The 15,846-nt window shown below is 50.8% G+C and carries 12 protein-coding genes and 1 tRNA gene; 4 read left to right on the plus strand and 9 right to left on the minus strand.

The window, feature by feature from the left end; translation table 11 throughout:
- Positions 1-76: 76 nt before the first annotated feature.
- The 8 genes from fucP to mltG all read right to left on the minus strand — a co-directional run bounded on the left by fucP (position 77) and on the right by mltG (position 8,606).
- A complete protein-coding gene (fucP, locus tag CHB92_RS12135; protein WP_089319482.1) occupies positions 77-1,414 on the minus strand; it encodes an L-fucose:H+ symporter permease in 1,338 nt (445 codons plus the stop codon).
- 243 nt (positions 1,415-1,657) lie between these two features.
- Entirely contained in the window at positions 1,658-2,272 is a 615-nt protein-coding gene (locus CHB92_RS12140) for an START domain-containing protein (RefSeq protein ID WP_089319483.1), read from the minus strand.
- A gap of 153 nt (positions 2,273-2,425) precedes the next feature.
- On the minus strand, positions 2,426-3,403 hold the full coding sequence (locus tag CHB92_RS12145; RefSeq protein ID WP_089319484.1) for an ROK family protein: 978 nt from the start codon (positions 3,401-3,403) through the stop codon (positions 2,426-2,428).
- Positions 3,404-3,894: 491 nt separating this feature from the next.
- Positions 3,895-3,979: transfer RNA gene (locus CHB92_RS12150), tRNA-Ser, on the minus strand.
- 108 nt (positions 3,980-4,087) lie between these two features.
- A complete protein-coding gene (locus CHB92_RS12155; RefSeq protein ID WP_089319485.1) occupies positions 4,088-5,947 on the minus strand; it encodes a DUF4153 domain-containing protein in 1,860 nt (619 codons plus the stop codon).
- Positions 5,948-6,052: 105 nt separating this feature from the next.
- Entirely contained in the window at positions 6,053-7,021 is a 969-nt protein-coding gene (locus CHB92_RS12160; RefSeq protein ID WP_089319486.1) for a YihY/virulence factor BrkB family protein, read from the minus strand.
- Positions 7,018-7,431 carry an acyl-CoA thioesterase gene (locus CHB92_RS12165; protein ID WP_089319487.1) on the minus strand — a complete coding sequence of 138 codons (414 nt, stop codon included), beginning with the start codon at positions 7,429-7,431 and terminating at the stop codon, positions 7,018-7,020. The genes CHB92_RS12160 and CHB92_RS12165 overlap by 4 nt, the downstream gene beginning before the upstream one ends.
- 98 nt (positions 7,432-7,529) lie before the next feature.
- On the minus strand, positions 7,530-8,606 hold the full coding sequence (gene mltG / locus CHB92_RS12170; RefSeq protein ID WP_089319488.1) for an endolytic transglycosylase MltG: 1,077 nt from the start codon (positions 8,604-8,606) through the stop codon (positions 7,530-7,532).
- Positions 8,607-8,890: 284 nt separating this feature from the next.
- On the opposite strand from mltG, the gene CHB92_RS12175 reads away from it, so the two are divergent.
- Complete coding sequence (locus tag CHB92_RS12175; RefSeq protein WP_089319489.1) at positions 8,891-9,517, plus strand: L-threonylcarbamoyladenylate synthase; 627 nt, start codon at positions 8,891-8,893, stop codon at positions 9,515-9,517.
- Between the two features lie 66 nt (positions 9,518-9,583).
- Here CHB92_RS12175 and CHB92_RS12180 read toward each other — a convergent pair whose 3' ends face one another.
- Positions 9,584-10,489, minus strand: coding sequence for a lysophospholipid acyltransferase family protein (locus tag CHB92_RS12180; protein ID WP_089319490.1), 906 nt, complete (start codon positions 10,487-10,489; stop codon positions 9,584-9,586).
- Positions 10,490-10,667: 178 nt separating this feature from the next.
- On the opposite strand from CHB92_RS12180, the gene CHB92_RS12185 reads away from it, so the two are divergent.
- From CHB92_RS12185 to CHB92_RS12195, 3 genes are all read left to right on the plus strand, one after another.
- Positions 10,668-11,273 (plus strand): WbqC family protein, encoded by a 606-nt coding sequence (locus CHB92_RS12185; protein ID WP_245842510.1) that lies wholly within the window; start codon positions 10,668-10,670, stop codon positions 11,271-11,273.
- Positions 11,274-11,395: 122 nt separating this feature from the next.
- Positions 11,396-14,002, plus strand: a complete 2,607-nt coding sequence (locus tag CHB92_RS12190) for an ATP-dependent Clp protease ATP-binding subunit (RefSeq protein WP_089319491.1) — start codon at positions 11,396-11,398, stop codon at positions 14,000-14,002.
- A 196-nt stretch (positions 14,003-14,198) separates the two neighbouring features.
- Positions 14,199-15,758 (plus strand): acyl-CoA carboxylase subunit beta, encoded by a 1,560-nt coding sequence (locus tag CHB92_RS12195; protein WP_089319492.1) that lies wholly within the window; start codon positions 14,199-14,201, stop codon positions 15,756-15,758.
- Positions 15,759-15,846: the final 88 nt, after the last annotated feature.

Below are 15,846 nucleotides of genomic sequence, written 5' to 3' on the forward strand. Positions count from 1 at the left end.
TTGGTGAAGATAAGGAGCCTTTCCCCTCAGGTCAACTATAAATCTGCCTTCTTCTGGCTTAAAGGAAAAACACCTCCTAGCCAGCCCCCTGGAGGGCGCCGCTCGGCAAGGCTTCGGCCTGGTCTCCCAGCTCATGGGGGTTGCGTCGCTCCAGCCTTCCGGAAAGGACGGCATACAGGGCCACCACGACAAAGCAAACAAGGGGCACGTAGAAAGCCAGGCTGATGTCCTGCGTCAGGTCCGATACATACCCTTGCACAGAGGTGATCACAGCACCACCCAGTATCGCCATAATCAGCCCCGAGCCCCCAATCTTCGTGTCATCCCCGAGGCCCCTGATGCCCATGCCATAGATAGTCGGGAACATCAAAGACATGCAGCCCGAGATGGCGATCAGGGCATAAGCCCCCACATAACCGCTGCCGTATATCACCACGAGGGTACAGGCCGAGGCGGCCACAGCACTTATCAGCAGGAGCTTCCTGGGGCTCACGTACTTCATGAGGGCGGTAAAGATAAAGCGGGAAACCATGAACAGCATCAGTGCGGCCATATAGTAACTGGAGGCATCCTCCTCGTTCAGCCGGATTTCCTGCATCACATAGCGAATGGTATAGGACCACACGCAAATCTGGGCACCCACATAAAAGAACTGCGCTATCACCGCCCACACGTAGTGCGGTGTTCTGACCAATCTCTTGAAGGTAGGCAATAAATCCAGGTTTTCGTTGCCGTCCGAGGCCTTGGGCATGTCGGTAAACTTCACGGCAAGCCAGATAAGCACCAGGAACAAGGCTACTCCCACGTAGGGTCCCATGACAGCGGTCAGCTCGTCGGATTGGATAGCCGCCAACTGCTCCTGACTCATCGCTGCCCGCTCTTCGGCAGAGGACAGATTCAGTTGGGAGAGGATAAACAGCTTGCTCAACAACACCCCGGTGATAGAGCCGATCGGGTTAAATGACTGTGCCAGGTTAAGGCGCCTTGTCCCTGTTTCCTCCGGCCCCATGGCTATGATGTAGGGGTTAGCGGCGGTTTCCAGTATAGACAGGCCTCCGGCGAGCACGTACAGCGCCATCAGGAAGTGCCCATAGGCCATGGTCATGCTAGCTGGGTAAAAGAGCAGCGAGCCCAGAATGAACAGGCCCAGCCCTACAAGAATCCCGGTTTTGTAGGTGTACTTCTTTATCAGGATCGCTGCGGGCAGGGCCAGGCAAAAGTAAGCCCCATAGAAGGCCATCTGAATCCAGGAGGTCTGGAAGTCAGACATGCTCATGATGCGCTTGAAGGCCGCCAGCAGCGTGTCCGTCATGTTGTTGGCCAGCCCCCACAGAAAGAAAAGGCTTGTGATGAGCAAAAAGGGCCAAATGTTGCCCGACCGGATAAGAGTGCGCTTGGTTGTGTCTGCAGCCATAGGTTAAGGTATCTTTTGGAAGTTTCTGAAGCTAACTGTGCTATTATAGCAGCCCTTTATGCCAAAGAATCAACCTAATATAACGATAAAACTATGACAGAACCAAGTCCTGCAGTAACTGCTCACTTTTTTAATTGTATAGCATTTAGGATCGCTACAGCAGGAGAACTTAAACTTGATCAGGTACTTTTTATTTAACATGCCCGTACAGGGCTTGTTCCAGAGTCTACCTCTTACGCGCGTTTACCTTCGTAACTTGTCACTGAGATTGGAGATGGTCTCGAGGGGGGCCTTGGCTTTAAACATGTTGATAAGCCAGGGAGGCAGACTACCCCCTGGGTCAACTGCAAGATAATAGGTGATTCTTAACTTACTGTTTCCCGCTTTCGTGAAGACCCATTTATCTGTAAAACGCGGTACACGCACATTCCCCTCTGTAACAGGCCCGGCATTTGGTTCTCCTATCGTATCAATAATAATTTCCCCTGCAGTACTTTCCCTGATTTTCATGCGCAGGACCGCATCACGATTCTTGGCTGGCCAGGGTAGGTCTGTTTCTATGTAATACAGTATCTCCCGGTCGCTTACTATCTGAATGAGACTGGAACGCTCCGTTGCAAATACCCACTTGTCGTAGTTGGCAACATCCTGAAACACGGGAAGTATCTTCTCCCATTTCCCCTCCACCAGAGCCTCTACTTTTACTTTTTGGAGGGCGGTGTTGTCGGCATCAACTGTAAAGACTTTGATGTTATTCGCCTCCCGAACTAGTTTCCACTCTGCCTCCTGCACGGGCTTGTCTACAAAAAACACGAGTACAAGCAAAGCCTTTAAAAAGTAAAGCAAGGATGCTGACATAATTAAGTAGAGGCTTTAATAAGGCCATTTTTAGTATAACCAAGCGATAACACACATAGTTTTAGGAGCTACAAAAGCAGAAGGCCTGCAAGCTATACGCTTACAGGCCTTCTGTGAGGTATCACCTGAAAAGAGGCAGGTAGTGTTCCCTCCTTAAAGATTGCCTTGCTTTCTGATGGACCATACCAGGGCGCTGGCACCCAGAATAGCAGCATCTGCTTCTTTTAGCTCACTAAAGGTTAACGTTACCTTGTTTCTAAAGACAGCTAATAGGTTCTTTTCCATGTGCTCCCTCACCGGGTTCATGATCAAGTCACCAGCCTTGGTAACACCACCAAAAAGGACAATGGCCTCCGGCGATGAGAACATCACGAAGTTGGCCAGTGACTCACCCAGGATTTGACCAGTAAAGCGATAGACCTCCTTCGCGATTTCATCGCCTTCCATGGCACATTCATAAATCGCTTTGGAGTCCAAAGCCTCTGCCGGATACCGGCGCAACAAGCTGTCCTGATCTGTTTCCGCAAGCATTTCCTTTGCCGTCAACACGATGCCCGTAGCAGAAGCATAAGCCTCTAAAGAACCGTATAATCCAGTAGACCAGTGTTGTCTTCCCCCAGGGCGTATGATGGTATGCCCTAGTTCTCCTGCAAAGCCGTCATGGCCATAGATCAGTTGCCCCCCGGTCACAATGCCACTACCAACGCCGGTACCCAAGGTCATTACAATAAAGTCTTTCATGCCCTTTGCCGCACCATACATCATTTCGCCTAAAGCAGCGGCATTGGCATCATTGGTAATGGTACAAGGCAAACCAAACTTTTCGCTTATTAGCCCGGCGAAAGGAACGATACCTTTCCAGTTAAGATTAGGAGCGTGTTCAATTGAGCCGGTAAAGTAGTTGGCGTTAGGAGCACCGATACCAATGCCTTTAATATGTTCTACGCCCACTTCTTCAATAGCTGGGCGCAAAGCAGTAAACAGCGCCTCTACAAACGATTCTGCTGTTAGGTACTGGCTGGTGGACATTCTGCCATTGTGGGTGATGTCACCCCGGTGGTTCACGATGCCATACTTGGTATTGGTTCCCCCAATGTCTACCCCTATGGCGTATTGCTGTGAGTTGTTCATCTATGTTATCTTATAATAGCTCGTTTAAGCGGCTGGCAGCCGTTCTTAAGCCAGGTTCAGTTAAATCCTTCATTCTGTTTCGCTTTTATTTGCGGCTCTCCTTACATTTTATGCCAGGAAACAGAGACTGTTCTTTGGCTGGCGCCAAGAACTCTGCACCATCCACTGACGTAAAACGCGCACCTGCCGTTTTCATCCAACCCTACCACGCTGCCCAACTCAGCCACCTCATCCGGCTAGCTAAGACCAGCGCCTATGAGCGTTCCTGCTACACGTGCGGGAAAATGCGGTAGGATTTACAAATCTCTCTGACTTTACCCGCTTCTGTTACAAGGTATGTAATATAGGGCTCGTAAGTTAAATCCTCAAAGAATAACCCGGATTACTCGCTTTTTATTAGAAAAGCTACATGAGCAGACATAGCTCCAAAAGCAAAAAAGCCTGCAAAACTTCGTTTGCAGGCTTTTAGCTAAACTTGGTATCGCTACCAGCAGAGAGTGAGGGATTCGAACCCCCGGACCTGTTACAGTCAACGGTTTTCAAGACCGCCGCGTTCGACCACTCCGCCAACTCTCTGTCTTAATTCGTGTACAAAAGTAGGGGCTTGCACCGAACTTTCAAAACTATACGCCAAAATTTTTCTTCAGTTAAGGATGCAGTAAAGGTAAGCTTCTGACTGTGAAGTCAATTATTTTGCTCCCCCAACCTCACAAACAAATGCCCCCTTACGTTAGATAACCGATATCCCTCCTTTTTTATAGCCTGGAGCTCGTGCAATACTACTTTTACTTGAGCGTCGGCGCCTGTCACTACAAAGGTCATGTCCGCCTGTTCTTGTTGGTACTGCTGCTGTTTCTTCTCCAGTTCTTTAACTACGGCTAACAGGTCCAGTTGCAGTGTTTCGCTTTCTGTCCGGAAGATCAACTTGCCCCTCTCCTTGTCCAGGGAAACCTCGAAAGCCTTTCCATCCAGTTCAAAGCTTGTCTTGCTCACCTCCCTCTCCCCTTCGGGGCCGCCCTCATCAAAATATAGAAAGGCATAATCATAGCCCCGTATATCAAGAGGGATGCGCGCGCCGGCTCCTTCCATGGAGGTAAAATACAGGTATTGCTCACCACCGCTTACATAAGCAGTCCGGTACTCCATGTGCAGCAAGTTCATCACCACGTTCCGCTGCTCAAAGCGCTTTGCCCAGCGGTTATCGAGTGAATCGGTAGCAACTGCCAGCGCCGAGTCCAGGTCCTGCTGGAACCAGGGCTCTAACTCCTCAAAGTCGTGATAACGGGCCAGGTAATCGACAATGGAGCTCACCTCCTGCTCTATTTGTTCATTTACCTGCGGATGTTGCGGCTGGACCTGCCCACCTACCAGCACTTCGCTCTGCTGCAACAGTTCATCGAGTCGGTTTACCTGGCTCCTCTCCGACACCAGAAAGGCGTTAAAGGGGCCAAAGGCCGCCAGCACAGCCACCAGACTCAGGGTGACGGGAATAAACTTAATGTTCTTGCTTCGGCTCAACAAAAAGTACAGGGCTGTACACAGCAGCCAAAACGCCAGGGCCAGCACCACGTAGCGCTGCTCGGTAATACCATACTCTGATATCCTGCGCCAGATAGCCAGCACCAGTAAGATGAGCAGTGGAAACAAGGCCCGGTAAAACCAGCGGGCATAGATGCGTATCCAGTTATTGCCCTGTTCGAAGCGGATGGGATGTATGAGCAGCAGAGACAGAATACCTGCTATGGCGAAACAAAGGACCAGTACGGACACCCATCCTTCCGGCCATTCCCACTGCACCAAGATCTTTCCGAAGTAGGCGTACAGGATTAGCAGATACAGCGATACCAGGGGCAGCAGCACGAATTGCGTAAACACCTTCAGGCCTTTGGGATAAAGGTGGGTCTGTTCCAGTTCCTGCACATGGGTAGGCACGCCGGCCAGAAAGAACCAGGTATTGAACACGCCCACCATAAACACCCATAATTCTGGATAAATGTCATCGGGCACTTCCACGGAGAAGAGCTGGTCGAGGGCTACCACGGCCACCGCTATACCAACAAAGAGCACGGCAGAATAGAGTGCAGCCGTCAGGATGCGTAGAAACAGTACCTTGTTGAACTGCCAGAAAGCATTCTCTTCGCGCCTGTTCAGAAACATGACGTAGGAGGCGGCCAGGTGCAAGGCCAACAGCAGCATCAGGAAGCGCAGGAACTGCTTCTCCTCCACAGGGCTTTCCAGCAGCCAGTAGTAAAGGATTAGCAAGACCAGCCCCACCAGCCAGAGCGCAACCCGCTTCCCCAGGCGCATCTTGTACCTTCGCACAAGCAGTTCCAGGTCAAAGGACAGGATCAGCCCCAGGGCGCTAACCAGCATGAGCTTCTCTAATTGCGGATACTGATCCTGCTCCTCAAAAGGAAGCTCTATCCTATAGATCGCCGCAGCAGTGCCCAGAAAGGCAGAAAGTAACACGAAGGGGTAATTACGGAAAGTATCCGCAGCACCTGTCCATAGTTGCTGCAGTGATATGTTCTTAAAAAGCCTCATCTCTTGTTCCTATAGCCTGGAAAGCAAAACAGCAGCAGCGCGACTGCGTCTGCTGCAAGTAAGTTAAGAACTTAAGAGGAATATCAGCTAGCAGCTATATGAAGATCAGGCCTTAGCCACCGATTTCTGGTTAGCTTTGGGAGTACGTACCAAGCGCTTGGTCACGGTGTCGATGCTCACGTTTATCTCAAAACCCAGGATCAGGATCATGGCCACAAAATCCAGCCAGATCATCAGACCAATCAAAGCACCGATAGAGCCATAGAACTTGTTATAGGTATCGAAGGCGCTGATGTAAAGCGAAAAGATCATGGACACCAGGAAGATAAGCCCTGTGGCCACCACTGCCCCGGCTGAAAAGAAAGGCCACTTGTCCTTGATGGCCGGCACATAATAATAGATGAGTGAGGTAGCCAACAGAAACAGGAACACAATGGCAATGTACTTCAACACGACCAGCAGGGTATAAGTATAACTTTCGGTCACAACTTCATAAAACACCAGCACATCCAGTATCCACTGCCCAAAGAAGATAGCCGCTACCGCTGTAAACAGGATCATTGACAGCACCACAGTCAGTGCTGTGGCAATCAGGCGCTTTTTCAGGTAATTGCGCTTGTAGAAGGTATGGTACTTTTTGTCAAAAGCGTCCATCAGCGACATGATCCCATTGGTGGACAGAATAAGCGCGAACAGAAAACCGAAGGAAAGCAAGCCCCCCCGGGGCTTGTTCACAATGTCCTCAATGGTCGTGTAGGCCGCCGCATACATCTCCTCTGGCATAAAGTCGGCAATAAAGTTGAGGATACTCTCGCTCAGGTCCAGTGACAGTACGCTGGGGATGTAAGGGATCAGGGTGAACAGAAAGATGATGCTTGGGAAAATAGCCAGCGTAAAGTTGAAGGCCATGTAAGAAGCCCGCTTGGTGACAGAGTCCAGGCGCAATTCTCCAATGAGCACGTCCATCACATCATACACCGAAGACTGGCCGTTGTTAAACCGCCACCGCTTCAGGAACACGATGAACTTACGATACGCTCTGCGGCGCTTCAAATACTGCTGGTTTAGCCTCATACCTTATAGTAAGGATCCAACTTCTCGTGGATTAACTCTGGTATGGCCGTTGGCCTGCCCGACTTCATGTCCACGAACACCATGGTGGTCTCCCCGATATTAAGGAGCGTCCCCTCCTCGTTATATACTTCATACTCAAAAAGTATGCGAGATCCTTTTGGTTTGTTCCTCAGCAACAGCTTCACGGTGAGCAGGTCGTCGTACCTGGCGGGGCGAATGTACTTACACTTTAGCTCCATCACAGGCATCATGGTACCGGTTGCCTCCATCTCTTTGTAGTGGATACCCAGCCTTCTGAATGCCTCCGTACGCGTTACCTCATAGTAGGCAGCATAGTTGCCGTAATACACATACCCCATCTGGTCGGTTTCGGCATAGCGTACCCTGATCTGTACTTCTGATTGAAACAAGCTGCTTTGGATTTTACTGTTCGAGAATGCACGAAAGTATAAAAAAAGAGCCTGCTGCGCTAATTTAACGCGGGCAGGCTCTCCGTCGATGCTTGGGTTTACTTCAGAATGTTGCGCTCGTTCAGGGCACGGTGGAAACGGCGCGCGTTGGCCTGGTGCTCTGCAACAGTGGTGGCAAAGTTGTGGTAACCAGAGAAATCCTCCTTGGCACAGAAATAAATATACTGGTGGTCCTCCGCGTTCAGCACGGCATCGATGCTGGAAATATCAGGCACATTGATCGGTCCTGGCGGAAGGCCCTTGTAGCGGTACGTATTATAAGGTGAGTCGTGGTTCAGGTGCACGTTAAGCACCCGGCGGATTGTAAAGTCCCCCACCCCAAAGATCACGGTAGGGTCGGCCTGCAACAGCATGCCCTTGTTCAATCGATTCAGGTATACGCCTGCCACACGCGGCTTCTCATCTTCCTTGGCTGTTTCGGCTTGCACAATAGAGGCCAGGGTGGATATCTCCTGGGGCGAGAGGCCTAACTTGTCGGCTTTAGCCCGGCGCTCTGCCGTCCAGAACTTGTCATACTCCTTCTTCATCCGCTCCATCAACTCCGGCGCAGTCGTTGTCCAGTACACTTCATACGTGTTCGGGATGAACATACTAACGACACTGGTCGTGTCAAAGCCCAGACCTAGAAGGTATTCCTGATCATTCAGCAGGCTGTCCAGCTGCTCTCTGCTTGGCTCCAGGTCAGCAGCGAGTTTCTCTGCCAGCTGGCTGCGCAGGCGCACGCTCTTAAAGGTGAGGTTTACCGGTGTTTGCTCTCCCAGGCGCAGCACCCCGATCAACTGTCGGTTGCTCCAGCCATGCACGAGCCGGTAGCGGCCCGGCTTTACCAGCTCGTCGTAGTCCATAAGCTTGGCCATAAAGCGCATGGACAGCCTGTCCACAATCGCGCCAGAGGCTTCGACAGAATCCAGCGCTTGGTCAAAAGTGGCGCCGGTTGGGATGTACACGTAAACCTCCTCATCCTTTGTATCCACATTGCCCGTGTACACGATCTGGTAGGCGTAATAGGAGAAGCTCACGAACAGCAGCATGAACACCGCAATCAGGCCGGGCACGAGCTTACTTTGGGGCTTCCTTTTTCTTTTAAGCGTTGGTTTATTCTCTTCGTTGACCATAGTGTTGGTAAAAGGTTCAGAACTACTCTTAGGTTCCTTGCCTGTTGATATTCAGGCGACAAAAATAACACAACATCCTTAAATAAGAACGAATTATTAACTACCGGCCGACTTTATTCCGGCTGCAGGCGTGCTTTTCCCGTGCGCTACAAGGCAAGGACTGATGCACAGGTCCTGTCCCTGTCTGCGCTGCCTACCCCACACGGGCGTTTCTTCCGCACAACGCTTGCGGCTGTAAAAGAGTATGCATAACTTAAACTAGTTTGAGAACCAACCATAAAACTATGAGCAACGCTGCATTCATCCAGATCCATCCCGAGACCCCACAGGAGCGAAAAATACGCGAGGCCGCAGACATACTCCGCAACGGAGGCGTGGTCATTTACCCGACAGACACCATTTACGGTATTGGCTGCGATATCCATAATGCACGTGCCATAGAGCGGGTGTGCCAGATAAAAGGCGTGAAGCCCGATAAGGTAAACCTCTCTTTCATTTGCTCTGACCTGACCCACATCTCCGACTACGCCAAGATCGACACCCCTACTTATAAGGTAATGAAGAAAGCCCTCCCGGGCCCTTTTACCTTCGTCCTGAATGCCACGAGCAATGTACCCAAGTACGCCAGCGCTAAAAAGAAAACCGTGGGGATACGGGTACCGGACAATAAGATAGCCCTGCAACTGGTAAAGGAGTTAGGAAACCCCATCCTCTCTACCTCCATCCGGGATGAAGATGAGGTAATTGAATACAGCACAGACCCTGAACTGATTTTTGAAAAATACAAGAACCTGGTGGATGCTGTGATCGATGGCGGCTACGGTAACAATGTGGCCTCTACCGTTGTGGACGCCTCTAATAATTTCGAGGTCCTGCGTGAGGGCGCCGGAGATATTGAGCAGTACTTATAGACTCAAAAATTGAGGATTTGGAGATATGAAAACAATGAAAGAATTCGCATCTCCAGGTTTCTTATGCTAAGCAGCGGCTTCCGGCCGCTTGTGTTTCCAGCGCTTATGCGTCCAGAGGTAATCAGCGGGGTTACGGCGGAGCGCTGCCTCCAGCTTTCGGGCAAAAGCCTCTGTAAGCGGATAGGCCTCGGCGGCCGTCGGCTCCGGCCTGTCCCCGCTGAGGTCCTCAAAGGTGAGCGCATAGTGCCCCCGGCTGGTGCGTTTTACATCCAGGAAAAGTACAGGGTACCCAAAACGCCGGGAGAGCTTCTCAGCTCCTGTATAAAACGGCGTTTCCTGGTGCAGGAACTCTGTCCAGAAAGTTATCTCACTCTTCAGGGGCGTTTGATCGGAGAGCAAGGCCACCACACGCGGTAGCCTGCGCTTGGCCACAAACTCCCGGAGGGTATCCTTCATCTTGATCAGGTGTGCCCCCAGGTGGCTGCGCGTATGCAACATAAAGGCCTCGAAGAAAGGATGGCTCAAGGGTTTGTACACTCCCTCCGCCGGAAAGTTAAAGCTAACGGCCGCTGCAGACAGGCTCCACTCCCAGTTGCCTGCATGCGAGCCCAGGATCAGCACCGGCGTACCTGCCTCCACGTAATCTGACAGCACTTGCGGGTTTGTGAATACAACGCGTTGCTGCATCTCTTCCCGGCTCATGCCAGCCATCCGGAGTATCTCCACCATCACGTCGGCAAACTGGCGGTAAAAGGCTTTGGCAACACGCTTTATCTCCTCTTCGCTTTTTTCGGGAAAGGCCATGCGCAGGTTCTGCAGCACGACCTTTTTGCGGTAGTCCACTACATAATACATGAGCCAGTATAAAAAGTCAGCCAATAGGTACAACACCGACAGTGGCAGTGAGGCCAGGCCATTCAGCAGCAACCAGAACGGATAATACAGCGGGGAGATCTTCGTGTCTTTATTCATTGGCAAGGACCTGGCACAAAGGTACAACCTGCCTGCTGATTATGAAATCCGAGTTTTCGTGCTTATTTAGCACAAGTGACGCTTGCAGGACTGCGCCCCGGAAAGAAATACAGTTATATTTTTTTCTTCCGTGCCTGTCCTCTTCGCGTTTAACTTTTAACTCAAAACGCCTAACGCATTGGTCCTCCTTACTGAAATACAGTACAACCCGCCGGTAGCTTACTTCTGGCACGCGCTTCGCTCTGATCGTGTACTGATAGAGCAGCATGAAAATTATACGAAGCAAAGTTACCGCAACCGCTGCCATGTACTTACGGCACAGGGAGTACAGGTCCTCAGCATTCCTGTTTTGCGGGGAGGCAGCAAGGACAAAACCCCTATAACAACAGTCGAGATAGACTATAGCCAAAAGTGGTACAAGGTACACTGGCGCACCATACAGGCGGCGTATGGCCGGGCCCCCTATTTTGAATTTTACAGTGATTACATCAGGGAAGTGTATGAGCGGCAGCCAAAATATTTGTTCGAGCTGAATGTGGATTTGTTAGGACTTTATTTTAAATTACTAAAGCTAGACAGGCCTGTGGGCTTTACAGAAGCATACCAGACAGAAGTGCCCGCCAACGTGTTGGATTTAAGGAATAAGATACATCCTAAAATCTATCCTGACAATTTGCACGTAAAACCATATACGCAAGTATTTGGCAAACAATTTGCATCAGAGCTTAGTATAATTGACTTGTTGTTTACACAGGGGCCAGCGTCACTCACTTACCTACAGTAAAGGCGGCCATTTAGCTGAAACATTTATTCTGCACAGCTGGTTTAAAAACATAGGCTCCTCCTGTTAGCCGCAATCAATTATAAGTATAAGACTTTTTAAAGAAGACACGGAGTATAGTATACATGGAAGCAAAATTCTCAAACCGAGTAAAGGAGGTCATCTCACTCAGCCGTGAGGAAGCTATTCGGCTTGGCCATGATTACATCGGCACCGAACACCTGGTGCTGGGTATGATTCGGGAGGGAGAAGGTACAGCCATTGCTCTGCTGAAGAAGCTTGGCGTTTCGATAGATGAGTTAAAGTACGCTTTAGAACAGGCTACACGAAATACAGCGACGCAAAGCAGCAACATTACCGGCAGTATTCCCCTTACCAAGCAGACTGAGAAGGTTCTGAAGATAACGTATCTGGAGGCAAAAATCTTCAAGAGCGATATCATTGGCACAGAGCATCTCCTTTTATCCATCCTGCGGGATGAAGACAACATTTCTTCACAAATTTTAGGGAAATTCAACGTGAACTACGAAGCAATAAGAGACTCTCTGGATTATCATAGCAATAATCCGTTGGCCTCGTCTGACACAGACGACACGGATGATTCTGACAAGTTATTTGGCAGCTCATCTTCTCGCTCTGGCAGCAGCGCCAGCAAGAAGTCCGGCGAAAAGTCACGCACCCCGGTGCTGGACAACTTTGGCCGTGACCTGACCAAGCTGGCAGAAGAAGACAAGCTGGACCCAATAGTTGGTCGCGAAAAAGAAATTGAGCGCGTGGCCCAGGTACTGAGCCGCCGTAAGAAAAACAACCCCATCCTCATTGGTGAGCCGGGTGTAGGTAAAACCGCCATTGCAGAGGGCCTGGCCCTGCGCATTGTGCAGAAAAAGGTGAGCCGCGTGCTGTTTAACAAGCGTGTGGTGACCCTCGACCTTGCCTCGCTGGTAGCCGGCACCAAGTACCGTGGCCAGTTTGAGGAGCGCATGAAGGCGGTGATGAACGAGCTGGAGAAGTCTCCGGACGTGATCCTGTTCATTGACGAGCTGCACACAATTGTAGGTGCTGGTGGTGCCTCTGGCTCCCTGGATGCCTCCAACATGTTCAAGCCTGCGCTAGCCCGTGGCGAGATCCAGTGCATCGGTGCGACTACGTTAGATGAATACCGCCAGTACATTGAGAAAGATGGTGCCCTGGCTCGTCGTTTCCAGATCGTGATGGTAGACCCTACCACACCAGAGGAAACAGTAGAGATCCTGAACAACATTAAGGACAAGTATCAGGACCACCACCACGTGAACTACACAGACAAGGCCATTGAGGCCTGCGTGAAGCTGAGCGATCGTTACATGAGTGACCGATTCCTGCCAGACAAGGCGATCGACATTTTGGACGAGGCTGGTGCGCGCGTGCACATCAATAACATCATCGTACCGGATGATATCCTGAAGCTCGAAGAGCAGATCGAGAACATCAAGGTAGAGAAAAACCGCGTGGTGAAAAGCCAGAAGTACGAAGAGGCTGCGCAACTGCGTGATAAAGAGAAGAAGCTCATCGACCAGCTGGAGCAGGCTAAGCGCGACTGGGAAGAAGAGACGAAGAAGAAGCGTTACACCGTAAAAGAGGAAAATGTGGCAGAAGTTATTGCCATGATGACAGGTATTCCGGTGAAGCGTATCGCTCAGAACGAAGGTGTGAAGCTCCTGAACATGGGCGAAGAGCTGAAAGGCAAAGTGATCGGACAGGACAAGGCAATCCAGCAGTTGGTGAAAGCTATCCAGCGTACGCGTGTGGGTCTGAAGGACCCGAAGAAGCCGATCGGTTCCTTCGTGTTCCTGGGTCCGACTGGTGTAGGTAAAACAGAGCTCGCAAAAGTACTGGCTACGTACCTGTTCGATAAGGAGGACTCGCTGGTGCGAATTGACATGAGTGAGTACATGGAGAAATTCAGTGTGTCTCGCCTGGTGGGAGCGCCTCCGGGATACGTGGGCTACGAAGAAGGCGGCCAGCTGACCGAGAAGATCCGACGCAAGCCATACTCTGTGGTATTGCTGGATGAGATCGAGAAAGCGCACCCGGATGTGTACAACCTGCTCCTGCAGGTGCTGGATGATGGTATTCTGACAGACGGACTAGGCCGTAAGGTTGACTTCCGTAACACGATCATCATCATGACCTCGAACATCGGTGCCCGTGACTTGCAAGACTTTGGTGCCGGTATCGGTTTCATGTCGAAGAGCAAGCAGGAGAACGTGGACGACATCATGAAGGGCACGATTGCAAGCGCCCTGAAGAAAACGTTCTCGCCGGAGTTCCTGAACCGCCTGGATGATGTGATCGTGTTTAACTCACTTAACCGTGAGGACATGCACAAGATCATCGAGCTGTCGCTTAGCAAGCTGTTCACACGTGTGGAAACGCTCGGTTACACGATTGAGTTGACCAAAGCCGCAAAAGACTTTGTGGCGGAGAAAGGCTACGATCCGAAGTACGGTGCCCGTCCGTTGAACCGCGCGATACAGAAATACATTGAGGATCCGATCGCAGAGGAGATTCTGAAAGCAGAGGTAAATCAGGGCGATGTAATCCTGGTAGACCACAAGGAGGGCGAAGAGAAGCTGACCTTCACATCCAAGAAAAGCAATGGCAAAAAAGCCAAAGGCGCTTCTGACGAGAGTGAGGAAGAAAAAGAGCCGTCCAAGTCATCCGGTTCAGATAAATCGAAAGACAAAGAATAAGTTTTGATAATTTAAAAATAAGGGCTGTCCGTTGGGCAGCCCTTATTTTTTATCCTTCCGCCTTTCGTTATATTTTCAATGTTATAAGTATGACTATATATACAAAAAGTTATACGCCCTTACCGTATTTAGCTGCATATTTTTTAAATTTGGGAAAAGATCATTTCATACTATACAACGAGTTATACCTCACTTCATGGCCGAAGAAATCAGAAAAGCACAATTAGAGACACTCGAGCGCAAGAATGCCGAGGCACTGCTTGGAGGCGGACAGGACCGAATAGACGCACAACACAAAAAAGGCAAACTCACAGCCCGGGAACGCATTGAGTTGCTGCTGGATGAAGGCTCTTTTGAAGAGATCGGCAAGTTTGTAATGCACCGTTCAAAAGACTTCGGTCTCGACAAGCAGTACTACCTGGGCGATGGCGTGGTAACAGGCTACGGCACCATCAACGGCCGACTGGTCTACATCTTCTCGCAGGATTTCACGGTGTTGGGAGGCTCCCTCTCAGAAACACATGCCGAGAAAATCGTTAAGATCATGGAGCTGGCCATGAAAAACGGTGCCCCGGTCATTGGCCTTAACGACTCAGGGGGTGCCCGTATACAGGAAGGCGTGGTATCGCTTGGTGGCTATGCCGACATCTTCTACCGCAACACCCTGGCCTCCGGGGTTATTCCGCAAATTTCAGCCATTATGGGCCCATGCGCTGGGGGTGCCGTGTACTCACCGGCCATCACCGACTTTATCATGATGGTGGAAGACACTTCCTATATGTTCGTGACCGGGCCAAACGTGGTAAAAACCGTAACGCACGAGGAAGTGACCTCCGAAGAACTGGGCGGTGCGAGTACCCACAGTACGAAGAGCGGCGTAACGCATTTTTCCTGCGCCAATGAGGTAGAGTGTATCAACTACATCAAGAAACTGCTTAGCTATGTTCCTCAGAACTGTGAGGAACTTCCTCCTGCCCTACCTTATGAATCGACAGGCAGTGAGATACGCGACGTGCTGGATACGATTGTACCCGAAAACCCGAACCAGCCCTACGACATCCGTGAAGTAATTGAGGGCATCATTGACGGGGACTCTTTCTTCGAGGTCCACAAAAACTTCGGCGAAAACATCGTAGTAGGCTTTGCCCGCCTTGGGGGCCGCAGCATCGGCATCGTGGGCAACCAGCCAGCCGTACTGGCCGGTGTGCTGGACATCAACGCCAGTACCAAAGCAGCCCGCTTCGTGCGCTTCTGCGATAGCTTTAATGTACCCCTGCTGGTACTGGAGGACGTACCGGGCTTCCTGCCAGGCACAGACCAGGAGTGGCGCGGTATCATCACCAACGGCGCCAAGCTGCTGTATGCCTTCTGCGAGGCCACCGTTCCCCGCATCACCGTTATCACGCGCAAGGCATACGGCGGTGCTTACGACGTGATGAACTCAAAGCACATTGGCGCTGACATGAACTTCGCCTGGCCAACAGCCGAGATTGCCGTAATGGGTGCCCAGGGTGCCGCCGAAATTATCTTTAAACGCGAGATTGCCGCCGCCGAGGACCCGGAAGCCAAGCTGGCAGAGAAGGTACAGGAATACAAGGAGAAGTTTGCCACCCCATACCGTGCCGCACACCGTGGCTTTATTGATGAGGTAATCAAGCCAAACGAAACACGGGCTAAGCTGATAAAAGCCTTTAAGATGCTGGAGAACAAAGCAGTAACCCTGCCACGTAAAAAACACGGAAACATTCCGCTCTAATCTTACATACACTGTATTTACGGCCTGCCTTCTAGCACCACCTTTGCTGGAAGGCGGGTTTTGCACCATAATCTAATCACCGACACCT

The organism is Pontibacter ummariensis, from assembly GCF_900188175.1.
Classification (GTDB): domain Bacteria; phylum Bacteroidota; class Bacteroidia; order Cytophagales; family Hymenobacteraceae; genus Pontibacter; species Pontibacter ummariensis.